The 16,780-nt window shown below is 72.0% G+C and carries 16 protein-coding genes; 15 read left to right on the forward strand and 1 reads right to left on the reverse strand.

Annotated elements, in window-relative coordinates; translation table 11 throughout:
- The first annotated feature begins 39 nt into the window (after positions 1-39).
- The 14 genes from M8330_RS19645 (at position 40) to M8330_RS19710 (ending at position 15,851) form a co-directional block, all read left to right on the forward strand.
- Positions 40-450, forward strand: a complete 411-nt coding sequence (locus M8330_RS19645; protein ID WP_250828715.1) for a hypothetical protein — start codon at positions 40-42, stop codon at positions 448-450.
- A gap of 13 nt (positions 451-463) precedes the next feature.
- On the forward strand, positions 464-814 hold the full coding sequence (locus M8330_RS19650) for a hypothetical protein (protein WP_250828716.1): 351 nt from the start codon (positions 464-466) through the stop codon (positions 812-814).
- Positions 811-1,110, forward strand: a complete 300-nt coding sequence (locus M8330_RS19655) for a hypothetical protein (protein ID WP_250828717.1) — start codon at positions 811-813, stop codon at positions 1,108-1,110. The genes M8330_RS19650 and M8330_RS19655 overlap by 4 nt, the downstream gene beginning before the upstream one ends.
- A 3-nt stretch (positions 1,111-1,113) precedes the next feature.
- A complete protein-coding gene (locus M8330_RS19660; RefSeq protein ID WP_250828718.1) occupies positions 1,114-1,572 on the forward strand; it encodes a hypothetical protein in 459 nt (152 codons plus the stop codon).
- 110 nt (positions 1,573-1,682) lie between these two features.
- Positions 1,683-2,342: a hypothetical protein gene (locus M8330_RS19665; RefSeq protein ID WP_250828719.1), complete on the forward strand. Its 660-nt coding sequence runs from the start codon at positions 1,683-1,685 to the stop codon at positions 2,340-2,342.
- Positions 2,343-2,468: 126 nt separating this feature from the next.
- Positions 2,469-2,786 carry a hypothetical protein gene (locus tag M8330_RS19670; RefSeq protein WP_250828720.1) on the forward strand — a complete coding sequence of 106 codons (318 nt, stop codon included), beginning with the start codon at positions 2,469-2,471 and terminating at the stop codon, positions 2,784-2,786.
- Positions 2,787-2,853: 67 nt separating this feature from the next.
- The gene (locus tag M8330_RS19675) at positions 2,854-3,222 is read left to right on the forward strand and encodes a hypothetical protein (protein ID WP_250828721.1); all 369 of its coding nucleotides are present in this window, start codon (positions 2,854-2,856) and stop codon (positions 3,220-3,222) included.
- Positions 3,223-3,320: 98 nt separating this feature from the next.
- Positions 3,321-3,683, forward strand: a complete 363-nt coding sequence (locus tag M8330_RS19680) for a hypothetical protein (RefSeq protein WP_250828722.1) — start codon at positions 3,321-3,323, stop codon at positions 3,681-3,683.
- A gap of 70 nt (positions 3,684-3,753) precedes the next feature.
- The gene (locus M8330_RS22195; protein ID WP_284704989.1) at positions 3,754-7,884 is read left to right on the forward strand and encodes a peptidoglycan DD-metalloendopeptidase family protein; all 4,131 of its coding nucleotides are present in this window, start codon (positions 3,754-3,756) and stop codon (positions 7,882-7,884) included.
- A gap of 15 nt (positions 7,885-7,899) precedes the next feature.
- Positions 7,900-9,765: a DNRLRE domain-containing protein gene (locus tag M8330_RS19690; protein ID WP_250828723.1), complete on the forward strand. Its 1,866-nt coding sequence runs from the start codon at positions 7,900-7,902 to the stop codon at positions 9,763-9,765.
- On the forward strand, positions 9,762-11,012 hold the full coding sequence (locus tag M8330_RS19695; RefSeq protein WP_250828724.1) for a hypothetical protein: 1,251 nt from the start codon (positions 9,762-9,764) through the stop codon (positions 11,010-11,012). Before M8330_RS19690 ends, M8330_RS19695 begins: the two co-directional genes overlap by 4 nt.
- Positions 11,009-13,054 (forward strand): phage tail protein, encoded by a 2,046-nt coding sequence (locus M8330_RS19700; RefSeq protein WP_250828725.1) that lies wholly within the window; start codon positions 11,009-11,011, stop codon positions 13,052-13,054. The genes M8330_RS19695 and M8330_RS19700 overlap by 4 nt, the downstream gene beginning before the upstream one ends.
- A gap of 95 nt (positions 13,055-13,149) precedes the next feature.
- The gene (locus tag M8330_RS19705; protein ID WP_250828726.1) at positions 13,150-15,153 is read left to right on the forward strand and encodes a hypothetical protein; all 2,004 of its coding nucleotides are present in this window, start codon (positions 13,150-13,152) and stop codon (positions 15,151-15,153) included.
- Positions 15,150-15,851: a hypothetical protein gene (locus M8330_RS19710; protein WP_250828727.1), complete on the forward strand. Its 702-nt coding sequence runs from the start codon at positions 15,150-15,152 to the stop codon at positions 15,849-15,851. Before M8330_RS19705 ends, M8330_RS19710 begins: the two co-directional genes overlap by 4 nt.
- 1 nt (position 15,852) lies before the next feature.
- Here M8330_RS19710 and M8330_RS19715 read toward each other — a convergent pair whose 3' ends face one another.
- Positions 15,853-16,029, reverse strand: a complete 177-nt coding sequence (locus M8330_RS19715; RefSeq protein WP_250828728.1) for a hypothetical protein — start codon at positions 16,027-16,029, stop codon at positions 15,853-15,855.
- Between the two features lie 261 nt (positions 16,030-16,290).
- Here M8330_RS19715 and M8330_RS19720 point away from each other — a divergent pair, with 261 nt between their 5' ends.
- Complete coding sequence (locus tag M8330_RS19720) at positions 16,291-16,626, forward strand: hypothetical protein (protein ID WP_250828729.1); 336 nt, start codon at positions 16,291-16,293, stop codon at positions 16,624-16,626.
- Positions 16,627-16,780 lie beyond the last annotated feature (154 nt).

Raw genomic sequence — 16,780 nt, forward strand, 5'->3', positions numbered from 1 at the left:
CGTCACCAGCGCACCCACACCAGGCCAGCAGGAGGACCCATGCCCGCGGTGACCCTCGTGACCATCGACGACATCGCCGCCCTGGCCGACCCCGCGTGGAACGACCCCCAGCGAGCCCGCGCCGAGGTCCTCCTCGACGGCGTCCTCGGCTGGACCGGCCGCAACGTCCCCGGCCTCCAGGGGACCGTCGCGCCCGAGATCGCCGCCGAGGCGAAGTCGATCATCGCCGAGGCCATCCTCCGCGCCGTGTCCGCCGGCGTCAGCAACGTCGCCTCCGAGGGCATCGGCCCCTCGACCGTGTCGTTCGTCGACCGCGCATCGAAGCCGACCCTCACCGAGGCCGACAAGGCGGCGCTGCGCGACCTCGTGCCCACCCGTCGGCCGGGCCGCGGCCGGTTCGGCACCATCCGCACCAGCCCCGGCTACCTGCCCACCGGCCGCCGCCGCTGAGAGGCCACCCACCATGCCCTGGCCCTTCCAGCACGGCCGCACCGCGACCGTCACCCGGTACATCCGCGATGACCGGACCCAGTCCCGCACCATCGCTCCTGACCAGCCGCCCCCGCTGCTGAGCTGCGCGTGGGACCCCGGCACCACCAGCGCCGTCCTCGGCCCCGGGATGTCCATCTCCTCCAGCCCCCGCCTGCTCGCCGCCTACGACGCCGACGTCGACCCCGCCACCGACGAGATCACCGTCGAGGGCGTCGCCGGGGTGTGGCAGATCGACGGCGAGGTCCAGCGGCACCGCAACGACCTCACCGCCCGCCAGGCGTGCGCCGAGATCCACCTGACCCGGAAGGCAGGCCGAGCATGAGCGGACTCATCCGGTACGACCGCAACAGCGCCGGCATCCAGGTGCTCCTCGAGAGCCCCGCCATGGCCGCCGCGATGACCGCCCGCGCGACCGCCGGCCTGACCGTGTTCCAGGCCATCGCACCCCGCGTCAGCAACCGGTACGCCGAGTCCGGGCACGTCACCACCGGCACCGACTCCTACCCGACCTCGCGCGCGGCCGCGCACATCGTCGCGGACGTCGCCTACGCCCGGGCCGTCGAGCGGCGCCACCACACGCTGGCCCGCGTCGCCGACACCATCGCCCCCGGACGGTGACCCGTGGTCGGCCCGCTGCCCCTCGAGCACGACCCGTCCACCCCGCTGCAGCTGGCCGCGGCGCACCACGTCACCGACGTCGAGTTCGCCCGGGCCCTGCCTGACTCCACCACCGACACCGGCCACACCTACGGGGTGGCCGTCCTCGGCGCAGACGGCCCCGCGGCACTCGTCGCGGCCCACGGCGCCGTCGTCGAGTGCGCGCTCATCGGTGGCCTGTCCGTGACCTGGCAGGTCACCGCCCGCCTCCAGCTGTCCCTGTACGCCGACACCTGGGACAACGCCTGGGCCGCGCAGCAGAAGCTCGAGGCCCACCTCGCCGGCCGCTGGCAGCCCACCAACGGGCCGCGGCGCATCGACTCCTGGCGCAACGAGTCCGCCGCCGTGCAGGTCCCGTACCCGGACGAGCTGATCGTCCTGGCGTCCATCTGGCGCATCACTACCCGCGACCTCCCCGAGTGACTCGCGGGCCCGGCGCCCACCGTTCGTCTGCCCAGTAGCACCGCACTCCCCGCATGGGCGGGGCCCGCACCGCACCACCCCGCCGCACCCACCCATCAAGGAGACCGGCCATGGCCACCTGGAACGACTTCGTCACCACCGCGAAGGACCGCAAGCTGATCCGCAAGAGCCTCGACGCCGTCGTGATGATCGACGACATCGAGGCCGACCTGCTCACCACGATCATGAGCGCCACGACCACCGACCTGGAGATCCCGTCGACGTTCAAGTCGCTGGGCTGGCACTCCGACGAGGGCCTGAGCTGGGCCCGCGAGGTCGAGAACAGCGAGCTGTCCGCGCACGGCTCCGTCGAGGCCGTCCGCACCGACGTCCGGCGCGTCACCCACACGCTGAGCATGACCTGCCTGGAGACCAACCTCCAGACCCTGGGCCTCCAGGTCGGTGTCGAGCTCTCCGGCGCCGACGGGTCCGCCAAGGAGGTCGTGATCACCGAGCCGTCGCTGCCCGACGCCCGCGAGTTCCGGCTGCTCGCGCTGTCCGTCGACGACACCGACTTCGGCGAGATCTACTTCGGCAAGTACTTCGCCAGCGCGAAGGTCACCGGCACCACGCCGGGCGCCTGGTCCGACGGCGACAACGCTCAGTCCTACGGCCTGACCATCACCGCGTTCAAGGACGAGACCGCCGGCTTCTCGGTGTGCCACTTCATGGGCGGCCCCGGCTTCTCCGGCCTGCGCGAGGCCATGGGCTGGGAGCCCGCGGCGGGCTGACCCGCACCCTCCTGACCGCCGGTGGGGCGGGGGCTGGGCAGGCGCCCCGCCCCACCGGCACCAGCACGACCACCAGCACGGCCTCGCCTGCCCTACCCCCGTGTCCCGCCTGCTCGAGGAGCCGTCATGCCCCAGCCCGTCACCTTCCTCAACTCCCAGTCGATCGAGATCACCACCAGCGACCCGACCACGATCGAGAAGTACCGGTCCCGCCCCCGCCTGTTCACCGAGGCCACGGCCGGCGCCGGGTACGCCGAGCCGATCATGGTCGCCGGCCACACCCAGGGCGGCACCTACGACGACCTGACCAAGCCGGAGCTGCGCGCCGAGATCGACCTCCGCAACAGCACGCGCACCGAGGACCTCATCGAGGTCACCTCCGACGCCACCAAGGCCGACCTGATCGCCGCGCTGGTCGCGGACGACGACGACCCCCGCGCCTGAGCCCCCGGTCCACCACCAGCTCCGCACTCGCCTGCCCACCTGCCCAGACCTGCCCAGGAGAACGACCATGACCAGCACCGCCCGCAAGAGCACCGCCCCCCGCAAGACCGCCGCGAAGAAGACCACCACCTCCCGGCCCCGGAACGACACCCCGGCCCCGGTCGGCTTCAACTTCGACACTGCCTCCGAGGAGGCCGAGCCGTTCCCCGTCGTCCTCGGCGGGAAGCGATACGAGTCGCTGGACCCGATGGAGTTCGACTTCCGCGTCCTGGCCGACTTCATCAACGGCGACCCCGAGATGACGTTCCGGCTGCTGTTCCCCGACGACGCCGACGAGATGCTGGAGAACCACATCTCCATCCGCGCCCTGTCGAAGTTCAACGAGGCCGCCGCCGACCACTTCGGCCTCGCGGATTTCATCGCTGCGCGGAGCTGATCGACCGGTACGGAGCTGCGCTCGAGGTCGACTTCTTCGAGCGCGGGTGGCTCCTGACCGAGCTCTGCGCGCAGCGCCGCTACCGGCTCATCCTCAACGTGGCCGACCACCTGCCCTCCACCAGCCACCTGCGCAACGCGCTGGCCCAGGACGAGGAGCTCGCCGAGATGCTCGAGGACCGCATCACCGCCGGGCGTGACCGTGAGCCGCAGATCGCCCTCACCGAGATGACGGCCGAGTGGCAGATGCAGGCCCAGACCGTCGCGCTGCTCCAAGCCCTCGTCTCCCAGGGTGCACGACGGAAGGTGTCGTTCCCGCCGCTCCCGCGGCCGATGACGGCCACCGAGAAGCTGCGGAAGAAGCGCCGCGAGGAGGCCCGCGAGCGGACCACCTCGCGCATCGCGGCCGCCCAGGCCCGCTGGGACGCCAACCACCCGGCGCCCGCCCCGCCCACCAGCTGACCACGCTGGCTGACCCCTGGTCGGCCCTGCCCTGCTGGACCCCGCAGACCCACGATGGAGGTGACGTGCCATGACGGTCATGGGACCCGACGCCGGTACCGCGCACATCACCGTCAAGCCCTCCCTCAAGGGCTGGTCGGCGGAGGTCCGTCGGCAGCTGGCCAAGGAGTTCCCCGGCGGCGGCCCGAAGATCCCGCTGGTCCCGGACAACCCCCAGGGCAGCGGCGAGAAGGCGGGCGAGAAGTTCGCCGGCGGGTTCGATCGGACCGTGCGCCGCCGCGTCACCGCGGCGCTCAAGGCGCTCCCCCCGGCCGAGATCGGTGTCGCGTCCAACGCCGCCGAGCAGAAGATCAAGGACCTGCGCGCCCAGCTCACCACGCTCTCGGAGAAGCGGCTGAGCGTGGACATCGACACCGGGGAGGCGCTGGCCGAGCTGGAGGCCGTCCGCGTCGAGCTCAACCGCCTCTCCGACGAGTCGGTGAACATCGACGTCAAGGCAGACACCCTGCTGGCCGCCACGCAGCTGGCCGCGATCCGCAAGCAGGTCGAGGAGCTCGACCGGTCCAACGCCCGCGTCAACGCCTCTGCCGGCGGCCTCGGTGGGGCCACGTCGGGCTCCGGGCTGCTGTCGTTCCTGTCCGGGGCGACCAGCCGCGCCGGGGCGCTGACCTCCGCCATCCTGGCCGTGGCCGCCGCCGCGGTTCCGATGGGCGCCGCGCTCGTCGCTGCCGCCTCCGCCGCCGCTGCCGCGCTCACGGCGGCCGCGGCCGGGGTCGGTGTGCTCGCCGGCGCGCTGCTGGGCAACATCCTGCCCGTCCTCCAGGCGCAGAAGGACCTCGAGCAGCAGCAGAAGTCCGCCGAGACCGCCGCCCGCGGCCTCGCGTCCGCGCAGCAGCAGGTCGCCGCCGCCGGTCAGGCCGTCGCGGACGCCGAGCGGTCCGCGGCCCGGTCCGTGGCCGACGCGCAGCGTGCGCTGGCCGACGCCCGCCGGCAGGCCGCCGCCAGCGTCGCCTCCGCCGAGGACCAGGTCGCGACCGCGCAGCAGAACGCGGTCACGGCGCAGGACGCCCTCACCGACGCCCGCGACGCCGCCCGGCAGAAGCTCGCCGACTACGAGAGCCAGCTCCGCGCGGCCGCGCTCGCCGAGTCCGGTGCCGCCCTGTCGGTGACGGCCGCCCAGGAGCGCCTCAACGAGGTCCTGGCCGACCCGGCATCGTCTCAGCTGGCCATCGAGCAGGCCCGGCAGACGCTGAAGGAAGCGCAGGCGTCCTACGGGGAGGCGCAGAAGTCGCGCGACGACCTGCAGCGGCAGGCGAAGAAGGACCGTGCCGCCGGCGTCGAGGGTGACTCCGCCGTGGTGGCCGCCAAGGACGCGCTGCGGGACGCCAACCAGGACCTGGCCGACTCCGAGGCCGCCCTCGGCGACGCCCGGGCGGACGCGGCCCGGCAGGTCGCGGCCGCGCAGCGGACCCTGGACCGGGCCCGTGCCGACGGTGCCCGCGCGGTCGCCCGGGCCGACCAGCAGCTCGCGCAGGCCCGGGACGCCGCCGCGGTGGCCTCCGCCGACTACGCCGACGCGCAGGCCGAGCTCGCCGGGTCGATGGCCGCCATGACCGGCCCGGCTGCCGTGTTCGTGACCGCCCTGGACCGTGCGAAGGGCGCGTGGCGCGACTTCACCGACGCGACCGCCGTCCCCGTCTTCGGGCTCGCCGCGCAGGCCCTCGACCTGTTCTCCGACGTCCTCCCCGACCTCGTGCCCCTGGTCGCGGCCGCCGCCGACGGGGTCAGCACCCTGCTCTCCGACCTCTCCGACTTCGCCGGGTCCGCGACCGGGCGGCGGTTCCTGGACTGGCTGACCGGCTCCACCAGCGGCGCCATCGTCAGCATCGGACGGTTCTTCGGCAACATCGCCGTCGGTCTCGGTGGGCTCGTCGGGGCCCTGGCCGACGTCGACACCGGATTCGGTGACCTCGCCGGGTCCTTCGCCGACTTCGGTCGCACCGCCGGCCAGAACCCGCAGGTCCAGGAATTCCTGGCCTACGCCGCGGAGTCCCTGCCCATCGTGGGCCGCTTCATCGGCAGCGTGGTCAGCGGCTTCTCCGGCCTCGCCCGCGCCCTCGCACCCGTCGGGGACCTGCTCCTCGTGCGGCTGACGGACGCGTTCAACGCCATCGGGGACATGGACCCCTCGACCATCGGCATCATGGCGGCCATCGCTGGTGCCATCGGCGTCTGGGCCGGCGTGCCCATCGCGGCCCCCGTCGCCATCACCGGCGCCCTCATCGCGATCAGCCAGCTGGTGCAGGACTCCCCCGCCCTGCAGTCCGCCCTCGCGCCGCTGACCGAGATCTTCTCCGGCGCCTACGACGCCATCAGCGACTTCGCCGGCCTGCTGTCCGGTGAGTACCGGCGCGCGTGGAAGCGGTGGCAGCCCGAGCTCGAGGACCTCGCCACCATCCTCTCCGACGACCTCCAGCCGGCCTTCGAGGAGTTCTGGCCCGCCGTCCGCCCGATCCTCAAGGGCCTCGCGCACCTCTCCGGTGACCAGCTGTCGGTCAACCTCGGCATCGGCATCACCGCCCTGGAGCTGCTCTCCACCACCCTGGCCGACGTCCTCAACCTCGTCTCCGGCACCTTCCAGGGCGACTGGGGCAAGGCGTTCCGCTCCCTGGCCGACCTCGTCTCCGGTCCCTTCGGCGGCATCGGCGGCGTCATCGACGCCAAGCTCCTCGGGGAGCTCGCCGACCTCAAGACCACCTTCAAGGACATCGCCGACTGGTGGGCCGACCACCTGTGGCGCGGCTCTGACGCGCTGCTGCCCCGCCTCGAGGACGCCTTCCGCACCGCCGTCGACGCCATCACCGACATCTGGTCCGACCTCCAGGCCGCCGCCGCCGACCCGATCAAGTTCATGGTCGAGACCGTCTACAACAAGGGCCTGGTCCCCGTCATCAACGCCCTGCCCGGCGTGGACTCCGTCGACACCGTCTCCACCGCCGGCTGGGAGTACGCCACAGGCGGCGTGCTGCCCGGCTACACCCCGGGCCGCGACGTGCACACCTTCACCTCCCCCACCGGCGGCCGGCTCGCGCTGTCCGGCGGCGAGGCCGTCATGCGACCCGAGTGGACCCGGCTCATGGGCGGCTCCCGTGCGGTCGACCTGCTCAACCGTGCCGCCCGCCGCGGCCGCGACGCCCTCGGCGCGACCCTGGCCGCGATCACCACCGGCTCCGACCTCGGCATGTTCGCCGGCGGCGGCGTCATCGGCCGCCCCGACCTGCTGAACCGCACCGTGTGGCCCACCACGTTCACGTCGCTGTCCCCGCAGTACCCCGGCCACACCGGCATCGACATCTCGATCCCCGGCACCGCCGACTACGGGCTGCCCGTGTTCGCCGCCCACGCCGGCACCGCCCGCGCCTACGACTTCGGCGCCGACAGCTACGGCAAGTCGGTGTGGGTCACCGGCACCGACGGGTTCACCACCATCTACGGCCACCTCTCCGCGATCGCCGAGGGCCTGGGCCGCGTGATGGCCGGCCAGCAGATCGGCAACATCGGCTCCACCGGCAACTCCACCGGCCCCCACCTCCACTTCGAGGTCCGCCCCGGCGGCACCCCCGAGGCCGCGCTCGCCTACCTCAACGGCAGCCCCCTGCCCTTCGGCGGCACCACCGGTGGGGGTGGGACCAGCAGCAGCCTCGCCGGCGCCCTGTCCGCCGTGGCGTCCATGGTCCGCGACGTCCCCGACTGGTTCTCCCGCCTCCGCTCCTTCGGCGACTGGGGCACCATGATGGCCAAGGTCCTGCGCGCCACCGGCGGCCAGTTCGCCGACTGGGTCAACGACCGCATCCCCGGCCCCGGGCCCATCCCCGCCGTCTTCGACGCCGGCGGCGTCGCCACCGGCACCGGGTGGCTCCGCAAGGACACCATCGCCCCCGAGCGGGTCCTCTCCCCCGCCCAGACCGCCGCGTTCGAGGACCTCGTCGCTGCGCTCGACGGGTGGGGCCGCGGCCTCGGCGCCACCGCCCTCGGTAGCGCCGGCGACCGGGCGTTCCGCCTGGAGTCCGGTGCGCTGCGCGTCATCGACTGGGAGAAGGGCCTCGTCGAGATCGAGGGCCTGGCCACCGACGCCGCCGAGACCGTCCTGGGCAACCAGTACGACCACGACGCCCGCATGTCCGCCATGGACCTGGGCTGAGCAGGAAGGGACCCGATGGCCTCCGCCCAGACCCGACGCGGCATCCGCGACGCGCTCGTCCGCAGCGACAAGCCCCTGCTGAACACCCCGCAGGCGCCGCTGATGTACATCGCCGACGCCGACACGGTCCGCGTCGCTTTCATCCAGGCGCCCGCGCCGTGCCCGATGGGCGTCACGATCATCTCCGCGACCCTCAAGCTGCGGCAGGCCCGCACCGCCGACGCCGGGTCCCGGACCCTGACGCTGACCCGGGCGCTGGAGCAGTGGCGCGAAGGCAAGGTCACCTGGAACAACCAGCCCGACCTCGCCGCCACCGCTTCGGCGACCACCACCGTCACCGGGGTCGGGTCCGAGGGGCGGCTGGTGTCCTTCGACGTCACCGAGGACTACCAGGCGTGGGTCGACGGAGAGGCCACGAACTGGGGCTGGGCCCTGTCCTCGGACAGCGCGAACCTCATCGCGTTCCGCACCAGCGACGCCGCCACCTACCAGCCCGTTGTCGAGGTCGAGTGGTCCCAGCGGCCCGAGGCACCCACCGACCTCACCCCCGGCGGCGCCGCGGTGGTTTCCGACCCTGCACCCACCGTGTCGTGGGCATTCAGCGACCTCGACGGCGACACCACCATCGCCGGCGCCCAGGTGCAGCTCGTCGACACCCTCGACGACGGGTGGACCGAGTCGGCCGGGTTCGTCTCGCCCGACTGGGACTCCGGGCAGGTCGCCCTCACCCGGCCCCGCCTCGACCTCGACGGGCAGGGCTGGTCCGGGCTCGCCGCCGAGGGCACCGTGTGGTGGACCGTGCGGCAGCAGGACACCAGCGGCCTGTGGTCCGGCTGGTCCGACCCCCAGGCGTTCACCTACGCGCCGCTGCAGGCCGCCACGCTCGACAACCCCACCGGCACCGTGGAGGACACCACCTTCCCGTGGGTGTGGACCGTCGACGACCAGACCCGGTACCGGCTGCGTCTCCTCGACGCTGACGGCGACGTCGTCTGGAACTCCCGGCAGGTCGAGGACCCCGACGTCCGCACCGTCACCATGCCCCGCGGGTACGTCACGCCCGGCGTGCCGCTGACCGCCGAGCTGCGCGTGTGGGACAGTCGCGACCGGCAGCGGCTCCCCGGCGCCCCCGACTTCACCGAGGTCACCCGGGTCATCACCTACACCGACGCCGCCGCGGTCGCGGCCGTGTCCAGCCTCAACGCCGAGCCCACCAGCGACGGCACCGACCTGCACGTCACGTGGCGCCGCGACGCCGTCCCCGACTCCTTCACCATCTGGGTGGACGGGGGCATGGTCGACGTCGTCGACGGCCCGGAGGCGTTCGTCGGGAACGGCACCTACGGCCACACCATCGTCGGTGTCGCGCCGCGGCGGCCCCACACCATCGTCGTCAAGGCCGTCGTCGTCGACTCCGGCAAGACCCGCGCGTCGGCCGGCAACCCCAGCGTCGTCGCGACCACCAGCCCCGAGGGCGTGTGGCTCATCGACACCGCCGACCCCACGCTGCGGGTCCGGCTGCTCTCCGACACCGGCTCCGACATCGTGACCGCCACCATGCCGGAGACCTCCACCGTGTTCACGCCCCTGGGGTCCGCGGTCTCCGTGCCCGTCACCTCCAGCCTCCGCTGGTTCGAGGGCAACGTCACCGGCGGCCGGATCGCCGACCGCCCCGACCTCGACGCCTGGACCCAGCGGGCCGCCCTGCTGGAGATGAAGGCCACCCCCACCACCCCGAAGCTGCTGCTGTGGGGCCGCAACGCGGTCCCCGTGCACATCTCCGCCGTGTCGGTGACCGACATAGACGTCGCGGCCGCCCGGTTCGGCGTCGACTTCGCGTTCGTCGCCGCCGTCCGCTCCCCGGAGTGGGTGCTGCGGTGATCCCCCTGCCGCTGGACGACGAGGAGATGACGGCGCTCCTGGCCGACATGCGCCGCGGACCGTACCTCCTCCAGCCGTCCGTGCAGCTGCTGAACCTCGACCACGAGATCCTCTCCGACCTCTCCGAGCGGGTCCTCGACGGGCAGGTCGACTGCAGCCTGTCCGGGACCACCACCACCCGCTCCCTGACCGTCACGCTGGCCGACCCGACCCGCGAGGTCCCCCTCGACGGCGCCGACGCGGCAGACGGTGCACTGTTCTACGACAAGATGATCCGCGCCGGCGTCCGCATCAAGGGCCCCCGCCTGGGCCGGTGGGTCACCATCCCCCTGTTCTGCGGGCCCCTCACCAACGCCTCCCGCACCGGCTGGACCGCGCAGGTCACCGCCCAGGGCAAGGAGCGGCTGGCAACCGGCCAGGTGTGGGACCCCACCACCTACCCGGCCGGGTCCCGGAAGACCGACACCATCGCCGACCTGCTCGTCGCGACCGGCGAGACCCGCCGCCGCCTCCACGTCCCCGACCTCCGCGCCCGGCAGCCCAAGGACCTCACGCTGCGCCGCACCGACACCACCTGGCCATCGGTCTCCCAGCTCGCGACCTCGCTGAACCGGCAGGCCATGTACGACGGCCGCGGCGACTTCCGGCTCCGCCGCTGGCCCGACGACCCCCGCGCCCGGTTCCGCGACGGCAACGGCGGCACCATCCTCACCGACCCCGTCGTCACCTACGACGAGTACTCCGGCTGGAACGGCGTCCTGGTCCGCGGCCCGCTCAAGCGCACCGGCCGCACCATCCAGGTCGCCCGCTGGCTACCCCGCCAGCACCAGCTCTCCCCCTGGGCACGGCGCCGCGGCGGCGTCCCCTTCCGCCGCGCCTACGTCGTCACCGAGAACTCGCTGCGCTCCCGCGCCGAGGCCGTCGAGATCGCCGACCGGTACATGCGCCGCCTGGTCCGCGAGACCGTCAAGGTCACCGTCGACGTCATGCCCCACTGGCTCCTGGAGCCCGGCGACGTCTACGCCATCACCACCACCGCCGTCGGCTACCTCGAGCAGCAGATCACCGAGATGAGCATCCCGCTCACCGGCGGCACGCCCATGTCGCTGGGCGCCACCAAGCGCCTGCGCCGTCCCGGGCAGCCCGTCACCGGCCGCACCGGCACCACCCGCGTCCGCACCGCCACCAGCCACACCCCCGGCACCACCGCCCTCACCCCTGCCCGAAACCGAGGACTGCCCCGATGAGCGCCCAGAGCATCGACCCTGACACCACCGGCCTCGGTGCCGCGATCGGCACCGTCACCGACGTCTCCAGCCGCACCGTAGGCTCCACCGTCACCCTCGCTGCCCAGGCCGGGACCAGCACTCTGCAGCTCGACGACAACGTCGACATCTCCGCGGGCGACGAGGTCGTGCTCATCCCCGCCGGCGAGACCACAGGGACCATCTACGTCGTCGCCGACGTCGACGAGGACACCCACGTCACGCTCGCCACCCCGCTGGACGCCTACGTCTACGACGGAGACTTCCTGGCCACCTACCCGGTGCAGACCGAGACCGTCGCCATGGTGCAGCTCGCCGACACCGGCGACGTCACGGCCTGCGTCGTCCTCCACAGCCTCGGTGACGCCATCGGCCTGGGCCTGCGGGACGCCGAGACCGCCGAGACCGTCCTGACCATCGTCGTGGCCGGCGTCCGGTACGTCTTCGACATCGTGTCCCGCCCCACCGTCCGCGACCTCACCGACGCCGAGCCGGGCGCCGGCCCCGCCGGCCCCGGTGCACCGGTCCTGGCCACGAGCACCTACGTCGCGCCCGGGGGCCGGAACCTCGCCACCATCGACGCCAGCTGGGACGAGGTCGCCTACGACACCGACGGCCTGCCGCTGAGCGCGGCCCTGGACCGGTACGAGCTGCAGACCCTCGACGTCACCAACAGCGGCTCCTGGACGACCGTCGCGCAAGTCCCCGCCGGCACCACCGAGGCCAGCCTCAACGGGTACGCGCCCGGGTCCCAGTGGCAGGTCCGCCTGCGAGCCGTCGACGTGCGCCAGCGTGTCTCGCCCTGGTCGCCGGCGACCGCCATCACCGCCACCGCCGACACCACCCCGCCCCCCGCACCCACAGCACCGGCCGTGTCCGCCCGGCTCGGCACCATCGTCGTCACCTGGGACGGGCAGGCCACCACCGGGCCGATGCCGTCGGACTTCTCCCACGTCGAGCTCCACATGAGCGCCACGCCCGACTTCACCGCCACCGCCCACGACCCCGCCACCCTGGTGGGCAACCTGTACGCCGCCGGTTCCACCGCGGTCGCGGGCCAGCCCTACGGCCAGTACCGCTACTTCCGGCTCCTGGCGCTCGACACCTCCGGCAACGTCTCCACCGCCTCCGCGCAGGGCGCCACGGTCACGCAGGCACTCGTCGACACCGACGTCATCGGCGAGGTCATCGACGGCGCGAACATCGTCGACGGGAGCCTGAACGCCGCCGACAAGATCGTCGGGAACACCATCGTCGGGGCACTCATCCAGGCGCTGGCCATCCAGGCCGGGCACCTGGCCGCGAACGCGGTGACCGCCGACAAGATCGACGTCGGGTCGCTCTACGGCCTCCTCGTCACCGGCCTGCAGATCCAGACCAACGAGGAGCCCACCGTCGGGCTCAAGCTCACCGACTCCGGGCTCATCGGCTACGGCCCGTCCGGCACCCCGACGTTCGAGTACGACGCCGCCACCGGGCAGGTCACCGTCTCCGGCGAGCTCACCTCCGGGTCCACGATCACCGGGGCCACCGTCACCGGCTCCCTGGTGCAGACCCACTCCGCCGCCAACCAGGGCATCAAGCTCAAGACCGACGGCACCCTGATCGGCTACCACCCGACCTACGGGACGATGTTCAAGCTGACCAGCGACTACAGCGGTCACGTGTTCTTCGGCGACGTCGACGTCCCGACCGGTGACCTCGGTGTCGGCGGTGAGACCTCGACCACTGCCCTCGTCGTCGGCCAGGGAACCCGCCTCGAGGTCCTCACCGTCCAGGCCGGCATCCTCAACCTCGACGGCAACGGCGAGGCCACCGTCGACACCGGCATCGTCGTCTCCAGCAGCCAGGTGTTCCGCGCCTTCTTCCAGTCCCGCAACAACGGCGCCCTCCGGCACTTCAACACCGTCAACGAGTACGTCAGCAACGGCCGCGCGTTCGTCGACGTCCGCGTCCGCAACGACGACGGATCCGCAGCCGCCAACGCCTCCAGCATCGGGTACTCGCTGCTCCTCATCGGCTGACCCCCGCCCACCGGGCACCCACGACCAGACCCAGCGACCGCTGCGTCTGGCCCTCCACCGCGCGCACCCGCGCCCGCTCCTGAAGGAGAACCCGCATGGCCGACCTGGACTACGCCAAGGTGACCGGGCGCTTCGCCCTGACCGTGGGCGACGGCGCCGACGTCGACGAGGACCCGGACACCATCTGGTGCGACCAGGGCACCGTCCTCATCCAGCCGCTGCAGACCTTCACCAAGGTCGCCGGCGCGGCCACCCCGTTCACCGCCGGCCACTCCGTCATCGAGTGCACGATCGACACCGAGGGCTACCTCACCTACGCCGGCCGCCGGTACGTCAACGTCGTCGACCTCACCAGCGACAAGGTCAACCCCAAGATCGCCTCCGGCAAGGCCACCCACCTCGTCACCTTCAAGAACGTCAAGGCCAGCGGCACCGCTGTGAACTTCTCCGACGTCTACGTCCGCGTCACCAAGGACGGCGCCAACGGCGACGGAGAGAACGACCTCACCATCATCTCCCCCGTCGTCCCCGGCACCGCCCAGGCCATCTACCGCGGCGAGACCGGCTCCAGCGTCGCCGCGATGGCCATCGAGGGCGGCGACCTCGTCTCCACCCTCTCCGACGGCACCGAGCTCAACGCCGGCCCGGTCCCCACCGGCCCCGGCGGATCGGACGCCGGCGTGGCCTCCTACCTCGACGACGAGGAGAGCGCCACCACCAGCTCGCTGGACGCCCGGATGGCGGCCCTCACCGACCTCGAGGGCAGCGCGTTCCGAGCGCGTCAGTCGGCCTCGATCGGGGAGCAGGTCGACGTGGAGACCGCCGCTCGCCAGACGGCGGTGTCGGGCCTCCAGGACCAGATCGACAACTGGTCCACCTTCGGCACCCTCATGGGCGACTGGACCGCCACCACCTACGACGCCGGCGACATCGTTGCCCACTCCGGCTCGACCTGGGGAGCTACGACCGCAGCCGCCGCTTCCGACGAGCCGGGCGTGGCCGCGCTGTGGCAGGAGCTGCCGGCCACGGTCGACGCCAGCGCGCGCTCCGACATCGCAGACCTTGAGACTCGCGCGCCGGCCAACCTGCCGGTCCCCGGCGTGCTCGTCCGATGGGTCACCGAGGATGGCGTCCAGGTGTGGCCCGGCGACGCGCTCGAGGAAGACGGTGGCCCCAGCGACGTCAGCGTTGCGATGATGCGGTCCCGCCTCGACGGCTTCTACGAGCCGCTCGGGGGCTCCGCAGCCACCTACACGCAGCTCGTCCTCGACGGCGACTCCATGACCCAGGGCGGCCACGGTGGCGTCGCACCCCTCACCTGGGGCGAGGTCATCGACCCGCAGACCGACCTCGACGTCGTGAATCTCGGACGCTCCGGCAGCACCGCCGCCGAGATCGGGATGCGCGCGAGCAGCGTCGTCCCACTCGTCACCATCCCCGACGGCACCATCCCCGCAGACACCACGCCAGTTGCCGTCACCTGGACGCCCCCGGACGGCGGCCGGCTCTCGGGCACCTCCACCACGGACTTCACCACCACCGGGACCATCCGCGGTGTCGCGGCAACGCTCACCTTCGATCGGTCCGAGCAGACCTGGAGCCTCGCCCGCACCAGCGCCGGAACCGCCATCGAGGTCGCCTCCCCCATCGCGTTCGTGCCGGACGACTCGTACCCGGCCGAGGTCCATGTCCTGTGGGCTGGACGCAACGACATCCCCACCGGCACCGCAGCCGCCGCATTCACCTCCATCCGGAAGACCATCGACCGGTACCGGGACCAGGGGTCGGCCTTCATCGTCGTCTCGGTCACGAACAAGACCGGCGAGGCATCGGGGACTGCTAACTACGACACCCTGATCGAGCTGAACACCCTCATCCAGGAGTACGCGCCCCGCGAGTACGCCGACCTGCGGGGCCGCATGATCCGCGAGGGTCTCGCGCTCGCCGGCGTGTCCGAGACAGCTGCCGACACCACCGCGATCAGCGAGGACCGCATCCCCGACTCGCTGATGTACGACAACACCCACTTCAACGAGAACGGCCGAACCGCAGCAGCCGCGATCATCCTCGACGAGCTGCAGATCAGGAGCCTGGTATGACCCTCGTCTTCACCGTCCCCGGTGCCGTCACCAGCCCCATCGAGGGCTCACTGACCCTCCCCAGCATCGGCGCCACCGGGCTCATCAGCCGCTACCACGCCACCAACACCCAGGCCCTCGACATCGGCGACACGGTCACCACCCTCGCCGACTGGGAGGACACCGGGTACGACCTGGCGGCATCCGGCGGGCCCGTCACTGTCCAAGAGGACTCGGCCGGCCGCTACCTCGACTTCTCCGCGGGCGGTACCGAGAACATCCTGACCTCCGGGGCCCTATCGGCCCAGCCCGACCAGATGAGTCTCGCGGCGCTCGTCTACCTGGCCGCCACCCCGGCCTCCGGGGTCCAGTTCTTCCAGGCCCGGGTCGGACGCCTCACGCTCTCCGCCCTCTCCGACGGCAAGATCGGCGCCTACGACGGAGGATCCGCCTTCCCCCGTTCCGCCGTCGCGACGAAGCCCGGCTGGTTCCGCGTGATCGGGACCTTCGACCGCACGGGCACGACCGGTGCGGTGAGCATCACCGTGAACGGCGCTACGACCGTGGGCGACGCATCTCCGAGCACGCAGGACTGGACGTTCGGCCTCCGGTCGAACCTCACCCTTGGCCTGCGCCTGCGCGACGCCGCGGTCTTCGACCACATCCTCGACAGCGAGGAGATTGCAGCGGTGGACGCCGCGCTCGCCGCCCAGCTGTGACTCAGACCTGGTCGGCTGCCCAGTCGTCATCCGCGCAGGTCTCGGAGCAGTAGATCCGACCTGCGGCACGCTCGCCCTGGAGCGCACCGACGAACGTTCCGCAGAAGGCGCACGGCCCGCTGTCCAGATCACCAGCCGCATGCGTCAGGTCGCGCCAGATCCGGCGCAGGAGCTCCATGCGGCCAGCGTAGCCTGACACTCGCTCGCACCGGGTGGCATCGCGCAGGGAGTCGAGGACAGTCAACTGATCGGCTGCGAAAAGTGCTGCCAGCGTGGTCGACTCCCTGACATGCCTCCGCTACTCCCAGGACGATGCCTCCGATGCGGTCTCAGCCAGCAGCCCAGCCTAATGAGCATCGAAGATTCGGAAGACGTGACCATTCACCCTGGAAGCGTCGCTCAGGGAGCCTGCCGACGCTGTGGCGGAGATGTTGAAGTGATGAGCGGCCAGATCAACGTGGCTCTCGGAGGGGTTGAGATGGTCGCCGGGCCCCAGTGGTCATGGGATCTGGTTGAGGAGCTGCGCCTAACTCTCCGCCGGGTCGTCGAAACGCGCCCCGCCGACCCGGACGCGGTGGTGGCTGGAACTAGCCCCGAGCTAGCCGAGCAGGCGCGGGTAGCGACATCAGGGTGGAGCCGAAGTGACAAGCTCTCGCTCTATACGCTGATCCTGGTCGCCATCACTGCCGACTACTCGAACGTCGCGACGGTCGCTGCCGCGGTCCAAGCCCTGTTCCACCACGTGATGACCACAGGGAAACTCCCCGGGTCGTAGTTGGCTAACCCTGATCACAATCGAACGCCTCCGACGGCCGGGACTGACGCGATGATCGCCACGCTTGTGCGAAGTGACGCGATCGTCGCTAGGTTCCTGACATGGGCATGCCTCGGGGAGTGGTCACCGACGAGGACGCCGAGCGCGTCCTGGC

It is taken from the genome of Nocardioides bruguierae (genome assembly GCF_023656415.1).
Lineage (GTDB): Bacteria > Actinomycetota > Actinomycetes > Propionibacteriales > Nocardioidaceae > Nocardioides > Nocardioides bruguierae.

Excerpts from the sequence above, each read along its gene's own strand:
- M8330_RS19645 (WP_250828715.1), top strand. The coding sequence starts at position 40 with ATGCCCGCGGTGACCCTCGTGACCATCGACGACATCGCCGCCCTGGCC.
- M8330_RS19650 (WP_250828716.1), top strand. The coding sequence starts at position 464 with ATGCCCTGGCCCTTCCAGCACGGCCGCACCGCGACCGTCACCCGGTAC.
- M8330_RS19655 (WP_250828717.1), top strand. The coding sequence starts at position 811 with ATGAGCGGACTCATCCGGTACGACCGCAACAGCGCCGGCATCCAGGTG.
- M8330_RS19665 (WP_250828719.1), top strand. The coding sequence starts at position 1,683 with ATGGCCACCTGGAACGACTTCGTCACCACCGCGAAGGACCGCAAGCTG.
- M8330_RS19670 (WP_250828720.1), top strand. The coding sequence starts at position 2,469 with ATGCCCCAGCCCGTCACCTTCCTCAACTCCCAGTCGATCGAGATCACC.
- M8330_RS19675 (WP_250828721.1), top strand. The coding sequence starts at position 2,854 with ATGACCAGCACCGCCCGCAAGAGCACCGCCCCCCGCAAGACCGCCGCG.
- M8330_RS22195 (WP_284704989.1), top strand. The coding sequence starts at position 3,754 with ATGACGGTCATGGGACCCGACGCCGGTACCGCGCACATCACCGTCAAG.
- M8330_RS19690 (WP_250828723.1), top strand. The coding sequence starts at position 7,900 with ATGGCCTCCGCCCAGACCCGACGCGGCATCCGCGACGCGCTCGTCCGC.
- M8330_RS19700 (WP_250828725.1), top strand. The coding sequence starts at position 11,009 with ATGAGCGCCCAGAGCATCGACCCTGACACCACCGGCCTCGGTGCCGCG.
- M8330_RS19705 (WP_250828726.1), top strand. The coding sequence starts at position 13,150 with ATGGCCGACCTGGACTACGCCAAGGTGACCGGGCGCTTCGCCCTGACC.
- M8330_RS19710 (WP_250828727.1), top strand. The coding sequence starts at position 15,150 with ATGACCCTCGTCTTCACCGTCCCCGGTGCCGTCACCAGCCCCATCGAG.
- M8330_RS19715 (WP_250828728.1), bottom strand. The coding sequence starts at position 16,029 with ATGGAGCTCCTGCGCCGGATCTGGCGCGACCTGACGCATGCGGCTGGT.
- M8330_RS19720 (WP_250828729.1), top strand. The coding sequence starts at position 16,291 with ATGAGCGGCCAGATCAACGTGGCTCTCGGAGGGGTTGAGATGGTCGCC.